Below are 14,551 nucleotides of genomic sequence, written 5' to 3' on the forward strand. Positions count from 1 at the left end.
TAAAGTCAATGAAACCAAATTCGTGACTTCGTCACTCATCGTCGAGGAGGCTTTCGTGTTCGCCGAAGAACGTCAACTCTTAATCGCCGCTCTCGTGGCAACCGAGGGGCGAGTCTCCGTGACCGACCTCGCAGCGCGGTTCGCCATCACCGCCGAGACCGTGCGGCGCGACCTCGACACCCTTGAGGCCGCCCGACAATTACGTCGCGTGCATGGCGGCGCCGTGGCCATCGATCGCCTGAGCCTGTCGGAGCCGAGCCTCGATGAACGCCAGACGCAGCGCCTCGACCAGAAGTCCCGCATTGCCGACACCGCGATGCGCATGATCCCCACCAGCCGCACCGGGTCGATCCTGCTCGACGCCGGCAGCACCACCGAGCGCCTCGCTGATCGTCTGGGCAGCTTCACGCCCGCGGTTGCCGGTGATCAGCTGCTCGTGGTCACAAATGCGGTGCCGATCGCCGGCAAACTCTCCCGCAACGAGGCGATCCAACTACACATACTCGGTGGCCTCGTACGCGGATTAACCCGTGCCATCGTCGGTGCCGGCACCGTGGCGCAGCTCGCGGCGCTGCGTCCCGATATCGCCTTCATCGGCACCAACGGCATCAGCGCAACCTTCGGCCTGAGCACCCCGGACTCGGTCGAAGCGGCCGTCAAATCGGCCATCGTGCGGTCGGCCCGCCGCGTCGTCGTGCTCGCCGACTCCAGCAAACTCGACCACGAGACGTTGGTCTGCTTTGCCGAGCTCGCAGCGATCGATACCCTGGTAACGGATGCTGCGCCATCTGCTGACCTTGCCGCCGCACTCGCCGCAGCCGACGTCGATGTGGTGATCGCATGATCGTCACCCTGACCCCCAACCCGAGCCTCGACCGCACCATCGAGCTGGCCGGCCCGCTCGAGCGCGGCGAGGTGCAGCGAGCGGTCGCCGCGCACGGCGAACCCGGCGGCAAAGGCGTCAACATCTGCCGCGCCCTCGAAGCGAGCGGTATCAGAAGCCTCGCCATCCTGCCGGGCGACCCCGACGACCCGGTGCTGCTCGCCCTGACCAGCCACCGGATCCCGCACCTCGGCCTGCCGATCGGCCTGCCGCTTCGCAGCAACGTTGCGATCACCGAACCCGACGGCACCACGACAAAGCTCAACGAACCCGGCCCGAGGCTGAGCCCGGAGCAGCAGCGTGCACTCATCGACCTGGTGCTGGAGCAGGCGGTCGGCGCGAGCTGGCTTGTACTGGCCGGGTCGGTTCCACCCGGCGTGCCCGACGATTTCTACGCCCAGATCATTCGTGAGCTGCGCGCTCGGCTCGGCAGTGACGCACCGAAGGTCGCCGTGGATTCCTCGGGCGGCCCACTCGCTGCAGCCGCACTGGCTCACCCCGATCTGCTCAAGCCCAACGCTGAGGAACTCGCCGAGCTCAGCGGACTCTTCGACGGCGACACGCTTGAGGCGAACCCCGCGCGAGTGGTCGATGTGGCTCGCGTGCTCATCGCAGGCGGTGTCGGTGCCGTGCTCGCGACCCTCGGAGCGAAGGGTGCCGTACTCGTCACCGCCGAGGGCAGCTGGCTTGCTACCACTCCCCCGATGCGCGCCGTCAGCACCGTTGGCGCCGGAGACTCCGCCCTGGCCGGCTACCTGCTTCAGAGCAATCTCGGCGCGAGTGCCCCCGTCTGCCTGCGCCAGGCCACCGCCCACGGCGCCGCTGCAGCCTCCCTACCCGGTTCCACTGTTCCTGCCCTGCACCAAACCAACCCCAGCGCCGTCACCGTGACGGACCTTGCCCCAGCACCGGCCCCTCGGCTGGTACTGGCCACACATCCAAAGGAGGATGACCAGTGAGTGCACTGATTACCCCGGAGCTCGTTGCTCTGGACACCCATCTCGGTTCCGAGCCGAAGGACGTCATTCGGCACCTGGCCGAGCTCGTCGTCGCGTCGGGTCGGGCCACGGAAATCGAGGCTCTGTACGCGGATGCCCTCGCCCGCGAGGCAAAGACCGCCACCGGCATCCCGGGGGGCCTCGCTATTCCGCACTGCCGCTCCACCGCCGTGCTGGAACCCACGCTCGCGCTCGCCCGCCTGTCGACCCCGGTCGATTTCGGCTCGAAAGACGGACCGGCCGACCTCGTTTTTCTTATTGCCGCGCCCGACGGGGCCGACCAGGAGCACCTGAAGATTTTGGCCAAGCTCGCCCGGTCGCTCATGAAGAAGGACTTCACCGCCGCGCTGCGCGATGCATCGAACACGCAGCAGATCGTCGAACTCGTCAACAACGTCGTCGCCCCGGTGGCCGTAGCGGCCGGCGCCCACGCTGCCGGTGACAGTGCGAACACCGGTACCGGTCCAGCACGGACCGGTATGAAGCGAATTGTCGCCGTCACCGCCTGCCCGACCGGCATCGCGCACACCTACATGGCCGCCGACTCCCTGGTTGCCGCGGCCAAAGCGGCTGGAGTCGACCTCCAGGTGGAAACCCAGGGGTCAGCCGGCCTCACCCCGCTCGACCCTGCGGTCATCGCTGCGGCCGACGCCGTTATCTTCGCCGTCGACGTCGACGTGCGCGGCCGGGAACGCTTCGCTGGCAAGCCCGTCATCAACGCCCCGGTCAAGCGCGGCATCGATGAACCCGGCCGGTTGATCGAAGAGGCCCTCGCTGCTGCCCGCAATCCCAATGCCCGTCGGGTCAGCGGAACCGTTGACCAGAATGACGCGACGGAGAAGAGCGAGCACCTGGGCCAGAAGCTCAAGCGCGCGCTGCTCACCGGTGTCAGCTACATGATTCCCTTCGTCGCCGGCGGAGGCCTGCTCATCGCCCTCGGCTTTTTGCTCGGCGGCTATGCGATCACGGATGTAGCCGACCAGGTCGTGCTGAACAATAGCCTCTTCAATCTGCCCGAAGGCGGCATGCTTACCTACCTCGGAGCGGTCTTCTTCAAGATCGGCGCCCTGTCGATGGGCTTCCTGGTTCCTGCGCTGGCCGGCTACATCTCCTTCGCCATCGCCGACCGTCCTGGTATCGCCCCGGGCTTCGTCGCCGGCTCCGTCGCCGGTTTCATGGGCGCCGGGTTCCTCGGCGGCATTGTCGGCGGCCTGCTCGCCGGCGTCGTAGCCGCGAGCTTCGCCAAGCTCAACGTTCCGCGCTGGCTGCGCAGTCTGATGCCCGTTGTGATCATTCCCCTCATCGCGTCGATCGTCGCCTCCGGTTTGATGTTCATCGTTCTCGGCGGGCCCATCGCGCTACTCACCGTGGGACTGGGCAACTGGCTGAACGGCATGACCGGAGCATCCGCTGTGATTCTCGGTGTCATCCTGGGCCTCATGATGGCCTTCGACCTCGGTGGCCCGGTCAACAAGGTCGCCTACGCCTTTGCCGTCGCCGGCCTCGGAGCGGCAACCCTCGCCAACCAGGCGCCGTGGCAGATCATGGCCGCGGTCATGGCCGCCGGCATGGTGCCGCCGCTCGCGATGGCCCTCGCCACCGTTCTCGACAAGAAGCTGTTCAGCGTTTCTGAGCGCGAGAACGGCAAGGCGGCCTGGCTGCTCGGTGCCTCGTTCATCTCCGAAGGCGCCATTCCGTTCGCCGCCGCCGACGTCTTCCGCGTGATTCCGGCCGCCATGCTCGGCGCCGCCGTCACCGGTGGCCTGTCGATGGCCTGGAACATCACGAGCAAGGCGCCGCACGGTGGAGTATTCGTGTTCTTCGCCATCGACAACTTCCTGCTGTTCCTGCTCGCCGTTGCGATCGGTACTGTTGTATCGGCGTTTGCCGTTGTCGGGCTCAAGCGTTACGCGGTGCGGAAGCGCGCGGTCGACGCCCCGGAAGCCGTTCTCGTGAACGCGTAACCCGACAAGCATCAGACATGCGCGCGGAACGACACGCAGTACAGTGACGCCAGCCGCCCGCTGGGGAGAAAAGGAATGAGGACGATCGTGCAGACGCTTCCAGGCAGTGCCAGTACAGACCAGTCCGAAACCGGCCGCACCTTCGCTGGAGCCGGAGTCAGCCCCGGACGCATCATCGGCTCCATTTTGTTGATGCCCCAGGCCGTGCGCGAACCCGCTGTGGGCGAGCGGCTGGCCGCGGAAACGTCGTCGGAGGAAGCATCCACCGCTCTGCGTACCGCCGCGAAGGCCGTGCAGTCCAATCTCACCGCCCGCTCGGTCGGCGCCTCCGGCGCCGGCCGGGAGGTGCTGGAGGCGACAGCTCTGATGGCGAATGATCCGATGCTGGTCAAGGCTGCCATCAAGCTCATTACCAACGGGGCTTCGCCGGAGCGGGCCATTTGGGACGCCGCTGCCTCGGTGGCCGAGATGCTGCACAACCTCGGAGGCTACATGGCCGAGCGGGCGACCGACGTTCTTGATGTGCGCGGGCGCATCGTCGCTGAACTACGCGGCGTTCCGGCCCCTGGCATTCCCTATTCTGACACCCCGTTCATTTTGATCGCCGAGGACCTTGCACCGGCCGACACCGCCACCCTCGACCCGGCGAAGGTGATCGCGCTCGTCACGTCGAGCGGCGGACCGCAGTCCCATACCGCTATCATCGCCCGTGCTCTCGGGCTGCCCGCGGTGGTCGCCGCTGTCGGGGTCGACGCTCTCGCCGATGGCACCCGTATCTTCGTCGACGGGGCTGCCGGCACCATTCTGGTCGACCCCGGCGCCGACGAGGTCGCCCTCGCCAAAGCTTGGGAGACCGCCGCCGCCGCCCTAGCCGTGTTCGACGGCACCGGGCGGCTGCACGACGGTCACCTGGTGCCCCTGCTCTCCAATGTCGGCGGCTCGAAGGATGCGGTCAAGGCCGCGGCAGCCGGCGCCGAGGGCGTTGGCCTGCTGCGCACCGAGTTCTGTTTTCTGGAACGCGACACCGAGCCGTCCATCGCTGAACAGGTGGAGGCTTACCGCGGGGTGTTCGACGCTTTTCCCGGTAAGAAGGTCGTCGTGCGCACCCTCGATGCCGGCGCCGACAAGCCATTACCGTTTCTGACCGATGCCTCCGAGCCGAACCCGGCGCTCGGTGTGCGCGGTTACCGCACCGATTTAACGTCTCCTGGGGTGCTCAAGCGTCAGCTTGAAGCCATCGCGCTGGCGGCTGAGGGAACCGAAGCCGAGGTCTGGGTGATGGCCCCGATGATCTCCACAGCGGAAGAAGCCGAGCACTTCGCCGCACTCTGCGCAGCCGCTGGCCTCGCGACACCCGGCGTTATGGTCGAAGTGCCCTCGGCCGCGCTGACCGCCGCGAGCATTCTCGAGCACGTCGATTTCGTGAGCCTCGGCACCAACGACCTCACCCAATATGCCATGGCCGCCGACCGCCAGCTCGGCCCGCTCGCCGCTCTCAACACGCCGTGGCAGCCGGCCGTTCTCCAGCTGATTCGTCTCACCGTGAACGGCTCGCGTGACGAAGGGCACGACAAACCGGTCGGTGTCTGCGGCGAGGCCGCAGCCGATCCCGCCCTGGCAGTCGTACTCGTTGGACTCGGTGTGGCCACACTGTCGATGACCGCGCGGGCACTATCGTCCGTCGCCGCGGTACTCGCGAGTGTGACTCTCCCCGAGGCACAGCAGCTCGCCAAGCTGGCGTTGACGGCGCACTCGGCAACGGACGCGCGTCGTTTGGTTCGCGAGAAACTACCCATACTCAATACGCTGGGTCTCTAACCCGTCGAACCCTTTTCATCCCGCCGACTTTTCACACGCCAACTCAGGAGAATCCCATGTCTGAACGAACCGCCGTCATTGCCAGTCGTGTCGGACTGCACGCCCGCCCGGCTGGTATTTTCGTCGCCGCCGTTGGCGAGTTACCCATCGAGGTCACCATTTCCATGGCCGGCGAACCGGTCGACGACGCCATGGATGCTTCGAGTATTCTCTCGATCATGAGCCTGGGCGCCTCCAACGGCGACACCGTGGTACTGCGAGCAGAGGGCGACGGCGCCGACGAGGCTCTTGACTCTCTCGTCAAGATTCTCGAGACCGACCTCGACGCCGAGTGATACCCGTTCCCGTTTGCGTGGAATCCTTTACGCCGCACAACTAGGTAGCTAAAGTAGGAAATCTCGGGGTTTATCCTCGTGACCGGCGCAGCTACCGGTACCGGCAACATTTTTCCTGCGAGCGAAAAGGAACCTACCGTGACCGAACGACAGACGTACCTGGGTAATGTCGAAAGCACCCCTGACAACACGGAGCGCACCATCACAGACTGGACCGACCTCGGCCAGGAGATGTGGTCGTACCTTACGGGCAAGGGTGCCGCTATCAACTACAGTTTCGTTGATATGGTCGTCGAGGTTCCCCGCGACATCGGCCCCGACGCCCCGCGAGCAGTGTGGAAATTCAACGGCACCCTGCGCGTCACGACCAGCGACGAGAAGACAGCCGGCTCCGACCCCTTCCGGAGCTAGTGTGAACGCCTCTGCGGGCTCCTCAACCGGAAACTCAAAAGTATCGGCCACACAACGGACACCGTCCCGCGTCAAGCTGAACTTTGATCTCAGCTTCTCCCTGGTGGAGCCCACCGGAGCCGCCGGCGCTTCGAAAGCTCATCCTGATACGGACTCGACCGGTTCAGAATTCGGTGATTCCTTCGGGGCAGAGGATGCCATGCACGGCACGGTAACGGCCGACGGTACGGAAATCACTGTCTTTACGAGCAACCCCGAAATGTTTGTGCAGGGCCGAGCACTCAATCTGGAACCGTTACGCACGATCGCCTCCGAGTTGGCCAGTCGTGGTCTGACCGTCTCCATCACCGGTCCCGTCGGGCTGATCGCCCGGCTGGGCGACGTGCAGGCATCCGTCACGCAACGTCTGGTAACGCGGTCGCCCAACATCGTACTCGGGTCCCGCACCGCTTTGGGCCCGCTGGTACAAGCGCGAATTCGGGGACAGGCCCGGATGCCCGTGGCGATTCCACTTCCGCCATCGACCGTGTTCCCGCTCGTTCCGACCTTCGACCGGCGCAATCGCCGCCGCGTCACGACGACTCACTACACGCCCGGCAGCGGGCGTCCTCGCCTCATTTTCGTCGTCGGGTCACAGAACTGGAACGGGCAGATGCCCCGTGAATTCGATCTGCTGCCGGGCATCACGACGATCGGTTCCTCGCCTGAGGCCGACCTGCAATTGCCGGGATTGAAACCCTTGCACGCCGAGATCCGCCACGATGACAACGACGAATACCGTCTATTCGCCACCGGTGATGTCGCGGCCAGCTCTCGACCGTCCGACGACGGTCGCAGCAGTCGCAACGGGCAGATTTTGCGCACCGGTTCACGACTTGAAATGGGCCCGTGGCGGATGGGTTACTTTCGTGAGGAGTTCGCCGACCACGGCCGTCCGTTCGGCGGACGAGTGGGGGGCGAACTGGCTGTGCAGAAACCTCAGCCGCCCAGGCGTCGCGTCTGACCAGCAGACGAGGCCGGGGTGCCGCACTTGTGTGCGGCACCCTACGAGGTGAAGAGGCCGGTCCAGACTGCCCGTGATCCCGACTCTCCAATGAGCGCCACGGTGACCACCGCTCCGACCGCGCTCACCACAACCACGAGATCGATAATGACGGTGGCAATCAAGCGCCCGGTACGGCTCCGCAGAACGGATGCGGAACGGGCACCGTCACCGTTGATATAGCAATACCAGCCCCATTGCAGCGCAGCCACGAGGAACAGAGCGATCACCCACGGCAGCAAGGTTTCACCCAGGGACGTGTGCGCACCGAGCAATGGCGTGATGGTGACGAGGCGGGACTGCAACCATTCGCCCGCCTGCACCGCGAGGGGAACCAACACGAGCGCGGCGAGGGCGCTGAGCGGCGTCACGATGCCCAGCCGCCGCCGAACCGCCGGCCAGAACGCCGTGAGCACCGCGCACAGCGCGGCCAACGGCACCACGATCACGACCGCGTGCACGATGAGCACGTGCAGCGGCAATCCGTTGAATTCCCAGTCAAAGTTCATTTATTGTCTTCCCTCGTCTCGGGTATGCGCAGCCGTCGGGTGTAGATCCTGAACATAGCCTGCGACGACAGGACCGCACACTCTTGGCCTGATCATCGCATGAATCGAGCCGATTCGAGGCAGATACTCCAATACATCCGGCCGTCAGCATCCGATCACGCCGCAACGATTCTCGGGGGGCTCCACGGGCGCACCCTGCCACCGCTCGTGCGAGGGTGGGGAAGTGACCTAGACCGCACCGAACGTCTTCACCACCCGTCCGACCCTGCGGGGAACCTTCGAAATGACCGCCTCTACGCATTGGCTCGCTACGGCCTGCGCTCAGGCCGTGCTCGAACGGGGCGGCAACGCCTTCGACGCGGCCGCAGCAGGGTGCGGAGGCATCCGCTGCAGTCGGCGAACCAACGGTCGATGCACCCGCCCGCACCGAGGCTGAGTCAGGCGCCCGCACGACCCTCACCCCGACGCTCGCGTTGAAGGACGGGCAGACGGTGGCGGCGCTCGGCTCCACCGGCGGTGACCAGCAGGACCAGTGGCAGTGCTGTATCTGCTGCGCACGATCGTCGGCGGGTGCACTCCGCAGCAGGCGATCGATGCGCCCGCCTTTCACAGCACCTCGTTTCCGGGGCTCGTTCTGGCCGCGTACCGGGGAACCCGGCAGCGCCGTAGTCGAGGATCGGCTCGGCGAAACGGTCATCGCCGAGCGGGAAGGGCGCGGCTACCGGATCACGCAGGCCGGCGACGGGGCGCTCGGGCGCATCTCAGCGGTCAATCGCGAACCGCGGAGCAGGCTGCTGCAGGCGGCGGCGGATGCACCCGGCACGCAGGGCTACGCGGCCGGTCGCTAACCTGGCTATAAAATACCACCGTTTAGCGTATTTTTCTGTCCCACGAATGGGGAGGACATTGACTTGTCTATCCCCACTAGATTGAAGTTATCGAACCGATTACCCGAGTCGGCGATGGAACGGACAATCGTGAAAATGTTGCAGACAGAGTGCCCAGAATGCGAGCAGATGGTGTGGATCACGTCGGATACCCGATTCGCGACCTATCACTCGCTGGCCAACTCAACCAAGGATTGCCCCGGCTCCCGAATGAACGTTCCAGTACCGCCCAAGCAGACCGCCGCGAGCCGTCGACGCGCGCAGGCTGAGTTGCTCGCCTGGGCGCACTCCACGACCGCAGCTGGCGCCGACAAACATCAGGCCGCCTAAACCCATTCCTTTCCCCGACCGATGCCATTGACTCACCCGTCACGTGCTGCCGTCGGTAACGCAGACAAGGCGGTGCTCCCGAATTGCCGGGACTGCACCGCCTCGTCTGATTTAACGCGGCCCCCGACCACCCACGTGCGCCCCGAGCAAGTAACTCGGTCGAGCAGCGGTTACAACGGGTACATAACAAACCGACCGACCGGGAGGCACCGGCCGCGTACTGGGGATAGACTCCGCAATCGGTTTTTATCAGCCTCTTCTCAGGCCATCCCCGTACCGTTATATACGGAGTTCCCCCACTCCAACGATTGGCCCCGGCATATTTCTCACCTCCCCCAGGCGAGAAGTGTCGGGGCTTTTTCGTAGTCCCTTCCGGCCAGGTGGTCACCCCCGACTCGTAACGTTTGATGTTGGACGCGGCGGCCGGTCTAGCGTGGAAGGATGACCTCTCGCACCGAACCGATCCCCGCCTCAAACCCGGAACCACGGCCGGACAAGCATGATCCGGCCACGCTGGGCTTTCAGACCCAGTCAGTCCACGCCGGCAACGCGATCGATGTCGGCTCGGGGGCGCTCCGCACACCGATCGTGATGGCCAATTCATACGCTCTGCCCGACGACCCATCGATGATGAGCTGGTCGGGCGCGACACCTGGTCTCTACACCCGCAACACCGGCACAAATCAGCAGGGCCTGCAGCACAAGCTCGCCGTGCTCGAGCGCGGCGAAGACGCCGTGGTCTTAGCCAGCGGTGTCGCCGCCCTGCACGCCGTGTTCTTCACACTGCTCAAGACCGGCGACCACGTTGTCGTCGCCAACGTCACCTACGAGGCCTCGTATCGGCTCTTCACCGAACTTCTGCCCGACAAATACGGAATCAAGGCCACCTTTGTGGACGCGACGGACCTGGCTGCAGTGCGGTCCGCCATCCGCTCTACGACGCGTCTGATTCACATTGAGACGGTCGGCAACCCCACGACCGCGGTGACGGATGTCGCGGGCGTCGCACAGATCGCGCACGAAGCCGGCGCGCTGCTGTCGATCGACAACACGTTCACGCCGCCACCGCTGTTTCGCCCCCTCGAGCACGGAGCCGACCTTGTCGTGCACTCGTTGACAAAGTACATCAACGGGCACGGCGACGCGATGGGTGGCGCCGTCATCGGCAGCGCGGCGCTGATTCGCCGGATCAAGGTTGACGCGATGGTCGACGTGGGCGGTGTGATCAGCCCGTTCAACGCCTGGCTGATCATGCGCGGCTCGGTTACGCTCCCGCTGCGCATCCGGCAGCACTGCGAGTCAGCGCTCGCCATCGCCCGTTTTCTCGAGGCCGATCCGCGGATCGCATACGTCGCCTACCCGGGGTTGGCCTCGCATCCGCAGCACGCCGTGGCCCTGCGGCAGCTCCCGCAGGGTTTCGGCGGGGTGCTCGCCTTCGCCGTCACTGGCGACAAGGCGACGCAGAACCGGTTCGTCGCGAACCTGCGCGTGATCACGTCGGCCGTGTCGCTCGGGCACGATGAGTCACTCATCGTGCACGTCGACAACTCCGGGCCGCGCGTCGCGGCGTACCCGGCACCGTTTCGCGAATTCGGGCACCTCCGCTTCTCGGTGGGCCTCGAAGACACCATTGACCTGGTGGCCGATCTCGCGGCGGCCCTCGATGCCACGTTCGCCGCCGCCGTTCTCTAGCCCGTCGCGCGGCTAAGCGGCCAGGGCGCTCGTGACTCGGGCCTCGACCCGCGTGCGGGCGTCGTGCTGAGCGGTCAGTCCGGCCAGGAGCAGAGCCAGCTGGTCGGCCGGGGAATCGGGCGCTTCGGGGTGCCACTGCACACCAACGATCGGAGCGCTCCCGTGCTCCAGCGCTTCGATCAGGCCGTCCGGGGCGTGGGCAGCGGCCACCAGCCCGGCGCCGAGACCATCGACGATCTGGTGGTGGGCGCTCTGCACCGAGATGTCCACCCCGCCGAGGAAGGTCGCGATCGTGCTGCCTGTGGCCAGCGTGACGTCGTGGGTAGAAAGGATCTGGTCGATCGGCACGTCGATGTTCTTGTGAATACCGTCGTCGATGTGCTGCACCAGAGTGCCGCCGAGGGCGACATTGATGATCTGCAGGCCGCGGCAGATGCCCAGCAACGGTGTGCCGAGCGCGAGCGCACGCTGCACGAGAGCGATCTGGCCCTCGTCTGCGGAAGCAAAGTGCACCGTCTCGCCCTCATAACCGGTTGTGCCGCCGTAGTAGCTGGGGGAGATATCTTCGCCGCCGACGATGACGACAGCGTCGGCATCCACGGTACGGCGCAACAGTTCGGCGGGGGTGACGTCGGCGGCGGCGACGCGGGTGACAGACCAGCCACCTGCTGTGGCTTCAGCGACGACGCGAGAGTTGAGCACCTGCACCTTGGCGTGGTAACCGGGCCGGTCAGGACGCGCGGTCGTGACCTCGACGACGGCGAGCATGCGGTTCGTGAGTTCTTCGTTCATGCGGGGCTCCCGTCGGTGTCGATTGCGCTGCGCTCAACCAAGGCCGCGTTCATCCCATCTTGGGCGGCGCGCGTCGAGTGTGCGAGCGGTCCTGTAACACGGGGCAACATCGGCCTCAGGCAGATTTTTGGAGGTTCCCAGACTCGCGTCTACCGGTCACCCTAAACTTTGCAACAGACACGCACTTCTCTGGCGGAATCCTTCGGCCAGGGCCACTCTTTGTGAAAGGACCTCCGAATGACCAAGCAGTCCATCTTCGGCCGTATCTCCCAGCTTGCGAAGGCGAACATCAACGCCATCCTGGACTCGGCGGAAGACCCGGCCAAAATGCTTGACCAGATGGTGCGCGACTTCTCGGGCAGCATCTCCGATGCCGAAAGCGCGATTGCCGAGACCATCGGCAACCTGCGTCTGCTCGAAGATGACCACCGTGAAGACCAGGAAGCCGCCGTGGAGTGGGGCGACAAGGCCCTCGCTGCGAGCCGCAAGGCCGACGAGCTGCGCCTGGTCGGCAACGCTGCCGACGCCGACAAGTTCGACAACCTCGCCAAGGTCGCGCTCGGTCGACAGCTCACCTCCGAAAAGGAGGTCAAGACCGCCGAACCACAGATTCAGGCGCAGACCGCCGTCGTCAACCAGCTCAAGACCGGCCTGAACGCCATGAAAGAAAAGCTGGTGCAGCTCACCAACAAGCGCGCTGAGCTGATCGCGCGCTCCAAGACCGCCAAAGCGCAGGTACAGGTGATGGACGCCGTCAAGAGCATCGACATGATGGACCCGACCAGCGAGGTCAACCGCTTCGAAGACAAGATCCGGCGCGAGGAGGCCCGCGTACGCGGCGCCCAGGAACTCGCCGCATCCAGCCTCGATGCACAGTTCGAAAGCCTCGACGATCTCGGCGAACTCACCGAAGTGGATGCCCGCCTCGCCGCTCTGAAGGCCGGCAACACCGCCGCCATCGAGGGTTAGGCCGGCGCATTCGACACGTGCCAGTCGTGCCGGCCCGGTGTGCACCCGGCACATTCGTCGAGTGACGGCAGGGCGGCATTCGTTCCCCGGTCGGCCGCAAGAAATTTGTTGTCGGCGAAGCGGATGCTGCCTGCACGGTCGCTGGGCCATACTGAGGTATGGCTCCCACCTTCGTTGTAGTACCGCAGTGGCAGGGTTCGACTTCTCCGCGCGCAATGCGCCTGATCGACGGGGCGGCGGCTATCCAGGGCGACCTCCCCTTTTCGGCCACGCGCCTGGTGGATGTGCCGGTCGAGGCCGGTGATTCGCTCGATACCGGCGTGCGTCGGTTCTCAGCGATCCAACAGGTACGCGAACGACACACCAGGATCTTGAAGGACACCACCGATTGGGCCCTCTCGATCGGGGGCGACTGCGGCATCGCGTTGGCCGCGGTCGAACACGCGGCGCGCACGCATCCGGGCGATCTGGCCGTGGTGTGGTTTGACGCCCACCCCGACCTGCACACGCCGGAATCCTCGCCGTCGGGCGGATTTTGCGGCATGGTCTTGCGCGCGATCAGCGGCGAAGGGCCGGCCGAACTCGAGCTGGCCGCCGCGAGCAGCGTGCGGCTGCAGAACGTCGTTCTCGCCGGCATTCGTGACATCGACGATGCCGAGGACGTTCTGCTGAACGAGCACGGCCTGGTGAGCGTGTCGTGCTCCGAGCTGGCTGACCCCGCCGCGCTCATCGCGGCGGTTGCGGCAATCGGCGCCACGCACGTTTTCGTGCACATCGACCTTGACGTGCTCGATCCTTCGTCGCTCGATGGCCTCAGTGATCTCATTCCGTTCGGGCTGAGCGTGGCTGATCTCGGCGGCGCGATCACCGCCCTGCGTGCCAACTTCGCCCTCGCCGGCGCGACCATCACCGGGTTCGCGCCCGCGTCCCCGGCGGCGGCGACCGATGACCTGCCGAGTATTCTGCGCATCATCGGCGCTCTCACCCGCTAGCTGGATGCCCCGCCACTGCGCCCCGCGCCGGCCACAGAGAAACCGCTGACCACGTCCGCCTGCAACGTCACCTGTATCAATGGAGGTCCCATGACCGACGAGCCCCGCATTCTCACCGAGCGTCGCGGCCACATTCTGCTGATCGGGCTCAACCGGCCCGAAAAACGCAATGCCGCCGATTTCTCGCTGTTACAGCAGCTCGCGCTCGCTTACGGTGAGCTCGACCGCGACCCCGAGCTGCGTGTCGGCCTGGTCTACGCGGTCGGGGAGCACTTCACGGCCGGACTCGACCTCGCCGATATCGGCCCAAGACTCGGCCCGAACGGGCTCGAAATGGTACCGGAGGGCGGCATCAACCCGTGGCAGGTAGATGGCCACTCCCTCAGCAAACCGGTCGTCATCGCTGTGCAGGGCACCTGCCTCACCCTCGGCATCGAGCTGATGCTGGCGAGCGACATCGTGGTCGCCGCCGAATCGACTCGGTTCGGTCAGATCGAGGTCGCCAGGGGCATTCTGCCGTTCGGGGGCGCGACGATTCGGTTTCCGCGTGCAGCCGGCTGGGGCAATGCCATGCGCTGGCTGCTCACCGGCGACCTGTTCGATGCCGCCGAAGCGCACCGCCTCGGCCTGGTGCAGGAAATCGTGCCCGACGGCGCCCAGTTCGACCGGGCGCAGGAGCTCGCTGAGAAGATCGCGGCCCAGGCCCCGCTCGCCATCCAAGCCACCCTGGCCAACGCGCGCCTGGCCCAGCGGAGCGGTCCGGCATCTGCTGAAGCAGCACTGCAGCCGGCTCTCGCCCGTCTGGTAGCCACCGAAGACTCCCGCATCGGAATGCAGTCGTTCCTGACCCGGCTCCCCGCCGTCTTCCTCGGCCGCTAGTACCCCACGCCCCCTCACGCGTGGACGGGGCCTGGGCCCGGAACGCGGGC

Annotated in this window: 15 protein-coding genes; 13 read left to right on the plus strand and 2 right to left on the minus strand. The window is 65.7% G+C overall.

What is annotated here, in order from left to right; translation table 11 throughout:
- Positions 1-55 precede the first annotated feature (55 nt).
- From CXY72_RS07315 to CXY72_RS07345, 7 genes are all read left to right on the plus strand, one after another.
- Complete coding sequence (locus CXY72_RS07315) at positions 56-844, plus strand: DeoR/GlpR family DNA-binding transcription regulator (protein WP_104127081.1); 789 nt, start codon at positions 56-58, stop codon at positions 842-844.
- Positions 841-1,842 carry a 1-phosphofructokinase family hexose kinase gene (locus CXY72_RS07320; protein WP_104127031.1) on the plus strand — a complete coding sequence of 334 codons (1,002 nt, stop codon included), beginning with the start codon at positions 841-843 and terminating at the stop codon, positions 1,840-1,842. The genes CXY72_RS07315 and CXY72_RS07320 overlap by 4 nt, the downstream gene beginning before the upstream one ends.
- The gene (locus CXY72_RS07325) at positions 1,839-3,845 is read left to right on the plus strand and encodes a fructose-specific PTS transporter subunit EIIC (RefSeq protein WP_104127032.1); all 2,007 of its coding nucleotides are present in this window, start codon (positions 1,839-1,841) and stop codon (positions 3,843-3,845) included. Before CXY72_RS07320 ends, CXY72_RS07325 begins: the two co-directional genes overlap by 4 nt.
- A gap of 75 nt (positions 3,846-3,920) precedes the next feature.
- Positions 3,921-5,663 carry a phosphoenolpyruvate--protein phosphotransferase gene (gene ptsP / locus CXY72_RS07330; protein WP_104127033.1) on the plus strand — a complete coding sequence of 581 codons (1,743 nt, stop codon included), beginning with the start codon at positions 3,921-3,923 and terminating at the stop codon, positions 5,661-5,663.
- A 56-nt stretch (positions 5,664-5,719) separates the two neighbouring features.
- Positions 5,720-5,998: an HPr family phosphocarrier protein gene (locus tag CXY72_RS07335; RefSeq protein ID WP_104127034.1), complete on the plus strand. Its 279-nt coding sequence runs from the start codon at positions 5,720-5,722 to the stop codon at positions 5,996-5,998.
- Positions 5,999-6,136: 138 nt separating this feature from the next.
- Positions 6,137-6,409 carry a hypothetical protein gene (locus CXY72_RS07340; RefSeq protein WP_370446228.1) on the plus strand — a complete coding sequence of 91 codons (273 nt, stop codon included), beginning with the start codon at positions 6,137-6,139 and terminating at the stop codon, positions 6,407-6,409.
- A gap of 1 nt (position 6,410) precedes the next feature.
- The gene (locus tag CXY72_RS07345; protein WP_233197702.1) at positions 6,411-7,412 is read left to right on the plus strand and encodes an FHA domain-containing protein; all 1,002 of its coding nucleotides are present in this window, start codon (positions 6,411-6,413) and stop codon (positions 7,410-7,412) included.
- Positions 7,413-7,453: 41 nt separating this feature from the next.
- Here CXY72_RS07345 and CXY72_RS07350 read toward each other — a convergent pair whose 3' ends face one another.
- The gene (locus CXY72_RS07350) at positions 7,454-7,960 is read right to left on the minus strand and encodes a hypothetical protein (RefSeq protein WP_104127035.1); all 507 of its coding nucleotides are present in this window, start codon (positions 7,958-7,960) and stop codon (positions 7,454-7,456) included.
- Between the two features lie 299 nt (positions 7,961-8,259).
- Here CXY72_RS07350 and CXY72_RS07355 point away from each other — a divergent pair, with 299 nt between their 5' ends.
- The 3 genes from CXY72_RS07355 to CXY72_RS07365 all read left to right on the plus strand — a co-directional run bounded on the left by CXY72_RS07355 (position 8,260) and on the right by CXY72_RS07365 (position 10,869).
- The gene (locus CXY72_RS07355; RefSeq protein WP_146071098.1) at positions 8,260-8,808 is read left to right on the plus strand and encodes a gamma-glutamyltransferase; all 549 of its coding nucleotides are present in this window, start codon (positions 8,260-8,262) and stop codon (positions 8,806-8,808) included.
- Positions 8,809-8,943: 135 nt separating this feature from the next.
- Positions 8,944-9,177 carry a hypothetical protein gene (locus tag CXY72_RS07360; RefSeq protein WP_146071099.1) on the plus strand — a complete coding sequence of 78 codons (234 nt, stop codon included), beginning with the start codon at positions 8,944-8,946 and terminating at the stop codon, positions 9,175-9,177.
- A gap of 441 nt (positions 9,178-9,618) precedes the next feature.
- Complete coding sequence (locus CXY72_RS07365) at positions 9,619-10,869, plus strand: PLP-dependent aspartate aminotransferase family protein (protein WP_104127037.1); 1,251 nt, start codon at positions 9,619-9,621, stop codon at positions 10,867-10,869.
- A 12-nt stretch (positions 10,870-10,881) separates the two neighbouring features.
- On the opposite strand, the gene CXY72_RS07370 is transcribed toward CXY72_RS07365, so the two are convergent.
- Positions 10,882-11,661 (minus strand): gamma-glutamyl-gamma-aminobutyrate hydrolase family protein, encoded by a 780-nt coding sequence (locus CXY72_RS07370; RefSeq protein ID WP_104127038.1) that lies wholly within the window; start codon positions 11,659-11,661, stop codon positions 10,882-10,884.
- 237 nt (positions 11,662-11,898) lie between these two features.
- Here CXY72_RS07370 and CXY72_RS07375 point away from each other — a divergent pair, with 237 nt between their 5' ends.
- The 3 genes from CXY72_RS07375 (at position 11,899) to CXY72_RS07385 (ending at position 14,501) form a co-directional block, all read left to right on the plus strand.
- Complete coding sequence (locus CXY72_RS07375) at positions 11,899-12,630, plus strand: PspA/IM30 family protein (RefSeq protein WP_104127039.1); 732 nt, start codon at positions 11,899-11,901, stop codon at positions 12,628-12,630.
- Between the two features lie 158 nt (positions 12,631-12,788).
- A complete protein-coding gene (locus tag CXY72_RS07380) occupies positions 12,789-13,622 on the plus strand; it encodes an arginase family protein (protein WP_104127040.1) in 834 nt (277 codons plus the stop codon).
- Positions 13,623-13,712: 90 nt separating this feature from the next.
- Complete coding sequence (locus tag CXY72_RS07385; protein WP_104127041.1) at positions 13,713-14,501, plus strand: crotonase/enoyl-CoA hydratase family protein; 789 nt, start codon at positions 13,713-13,715, stop codon at positions 14,499-14,501.
- Positions 14,502-14,551 lie beyond the last annotated feature (50 nt).

This window comes from Cryobacterium sp. Y57 (assembly GCF_002929505.1).
GTDB lineage: Bacteria > Actinomycetota > Actinomycetes > Actinomycetales > Microbacteriaceae > Cryobacterium.